Origin of the sequence: Vibrio sp. 10N.222.48.A3 (assembly GCF_041475345.1) — a bacterium.
Lineage (GTDB): Bacteria > Pseudomonadota > Gammaproteobacteria > Enterobacterales > Vibrionaceae > Vibrio > Vibrio tasmaniensis_A.
Genome location: NZ_JBFRVX010001190.1, coordinates 1 through 3,113, shown reverse-complemented (window position 1 = coordinate 3,113; position 3,113 = coordinate 1). Strand labels below are relative to the sequence as shown.

At 42.5% G+C, this 3,113-nt stretch carries 3 protein-coding genes; all 3 read left to right on the top strand.

The window, feature by feature from the left end:
* A partial coding sequence (locus AB4653_RS24920; protein ID WP_372105568.1) for a hypothetical protein occupies positions 1-766 on the top strand: 766 nt, incomplete at its 5' end.
* A gap of 633 nt (positions 767-1,399) precedes the next feature.
* A complete protein-coding gene (locus tag AB4653_RS24915) occupies positions 1,400-2,041 on the top strand; it encodes a hypothetical protein (protein WP_017096899.1) in 642 nt (213 codons plus the stop codon).
* Positions 2,041-3,030 (top strand): efflux RND transporter periplasmic adaptor subunit, encoded by a 990-nt coding sequence (locus AB4653_RS24910; protein ID WP_017096900.1) that lies wholly within the window; start codon positions 2,041-2,043, stop codon positions 3,028-3,030. Before AB4653_RS24915 ends, AB4653_RS24910 begins: the two co-directional genes overlap by 1 nt.
* The last annotated feature ends 83 nt before the right edge of the window (positions 3,031-3,113 follow it).

Genomic DNA, 3,113 nt, shown 5'->3' with positions numbered 1-3,113 from the left:
CACTCAGAATGATTACACCTTTCTTGAGAAAGAAGATGGCCACCATGAAATGCAAAACCGTTTCAGCTTTCAACCAGTAATGCCTGTTCCTATCATGGATGGCGAATGGAACTTGGTGAACCGTCTGGTAGCCAACCACTACAGTTCACCAGGTGACCGTGAAGACGGTGATTTCTTTGAAGGTCGTACAAATGGCATGGGAGACACCGTCTTTCTATCAATGGCAGCGCCTAACCGTGATGACGGCTGGATTTGGGGTGTTGGTCCAACGGTGATCATGCCAACTGGTACTGATGGTTTAACCCAAGATAAATGGCAAGTAGGCCCTGCGGCAATGGTCGCTCGCCTTGGTAAAGAAACCGGTAACCCAGCAAGTATTGAAAGCTGGAACGTTGGTTTCTTAGCTCAGCAATGGTGGGATGTAGGCGGTAGCGACAGCGTTACTGAATCAACCAATCAAGCGGACATCCAGTACTTCTTAAACTATCGTGTCAGCAACACCGCGTTAATTGGTATGACGCCTAATATTCAAATTGATTGGACAAAAGATGGTTCCGACCAATTTACTGTACCTGTCGGGTTAGGCTATATCGATATGTTTAAGATTGGACCGATGCCTGTTCGTTGGGGTGTAGAACTTCAATATTACGTAATGAAACCAGACGCAAATGTTAATACGACCAATCCAGCTGAGTATGTGCCATATGCACCAGATTGGAACCTAAAATTCTTTATTGCTCCTGTTACATTAAACCCGTTCAAATAATCGATTAAAATCCTCCCTAGAGCTGGTCTAATTTATTCAATATTTTAGGCCAGCCTTTTTAGTACTTTTCATCGACTTCTATGATCCAAACCAAGTTAATGAACAATGTTTTCTATCTGTATATGAGCCTTTTCAAATAAATCACTTTACCGATTTAGAGTTATAACTACTAATCGTAATTACGATATTATCAAATCGTAATTCTGGGTAGATACTGGTCAAAACTCTTCCTATTATCCTGCTAACAAATCAATCACCAGCCCAAATAGAAAACTGACAAATGTTTTACTTTGGTATGTCAATTGTCATGGAAGAGCCCCTCGATTGTCGAGGTAATACACGTAATAAAAACAGTCGCTAGAAAGCCGCGCGAATATTAATTCGAACGCTTCATAGCCATTTCATTTACGTCTGCTGACAAATAATAAAGATTGATTTGTAGAGAAGCATATTCGCTTCTTGATACCGAGAATCGGTTGTCTGGACTGTGCAATATCACTTTAAATATCATCTATTACTTTTGTTTATTATGAGCACTAATCTACCCACATAATAGACATCTACTTTTTAAGATGTCATTAAAGGTGACTTCTAGGCTGCAAATTCTCTCTTCTTATTGATGTAGGTTGAGATATGAACTTTATAAAAATCATTTTCCAGAAAATCTGGGCCGTTGTGATGGTCTTGATTAAATTCTGCCTGTTTATGGCGGTAATGTTTGCTGGTGCATGGGCTCTTGCACCGTTAGGCACTATCCATTCTAAAGACATCGACATGTCTCAATTCAACAATCATCCCAATGAAATGATGATGAACTTCTTCCAGATGGAGTACTTCTCTGGTTACTTGTTCTCGGTGACCATTGCTGTGGTATTAGCCGGTGTTTACGGCATGTGGCAGTTGCATGAACTGGGTGTGCATAAAGCAAAAGAACACAAAAGCGCTCACGTACAGATCGTGTTTGCACTGTCACTTTGCGGGCTCTTCATCAGCAAAACATTCTGGGTTATCGCCTTGGTTATCGCGCTAGCGAACTGGAAACATATTGGTCAATCACTGAGTGATGTCATTCGCCGTGGTGTGCAGCCTAAACAAGACGCGACCAATTCAGAGGCAGCCGCAGTCCACGTATCACCTGAAAAATCGGCAACAGAGCCGTCTCAAACACAACAGTCTCCAGTAGAACCGTCTTCAGAAGCTCAGCCTTCAAAAGAACAGGCTTCAGAAGAAAAGACTCCAACAAAACCATCCCCTACAGAAAAAGAGGTCGCATAATGAAAGAGATGATGATTCCATACATCCTAATTGTATGGTCACTGTTTGCGACAGGCGCACTGAAGAAGAACTTCAAAAACTACACGTGGGCTGCCATTGGCGGCGTAACGATTCTTGCGGTATTGGCGGTTATTTCTCGCTTGTGGGCGCCGGTTGATTTAACGAACTCAACCACAGTAAAAGCACCACACGCGGTAATGTCGCCTGTATTTGGCCAACAAATTGATGAAATCCATGTTGACCACAACCAACGAGTAAAAGAAAACGATGTACTTTACACACTCGTCGACATTAACTCTGCAGCTGACAAAGCAAAGATCGAATCTGCCATTGTTAAGAAGGAAGAACAGATCAAGCAGATGACACGAGATCTTGAGCGTGCTGAAACATCACCGCAAATCTTTAATGCGCGTGATGTTGAGAAATACGATTCTGACCTACGTGTAATGAACGCTGAACTTAATTCATTGGTTGCCGATCTTCAAAAAGTGAACTGGGCGCAAGAGAAAAAGACGATTCGTGCTGAGTTTGATGGACAAGTCGCGATTGTCAACATTGCCGAAGGTTCAGTCATGGGCAACATGCACCTTTACAACACCAACAAGAAATTTTTAGAAATGCGAGTTTCTGATCAAACTTACGGATATGTTCAAAAAGGCGATTTCGCAGAGTTTTTCGTTGATGCATACCCAGGTCACGTGTTCAGAGCAAAAGTACACAGCTTCACAACCGGTACTGGCGAAGCGGCTATTTCTCCATTTCAAGGCCCACAGAGTGTTGGTCAACACGTTGTAAGAAATAGTAACGGATTAGGCCGTACCATCGTTCTTGAGATCATCGAACCAGAAGGTTTCGATATCCCAATCGGTGCGGCTGGTGCGGCTTGGATTTCTGCTGAGAAACCGCATCCGTTCTGGGGCTTTATTGATGTTATCGGTGCAGCAACAGTTCGCCTGCAATCTTATAAGTCTTACTTAGGAGCTTGGTAAGCACTTAGATAATCGAAAATATTACTTTTAGTTCTTTAAGAAATGCCCTGGTTTTCAGGGCATTTTTGTATCTATCACAAACC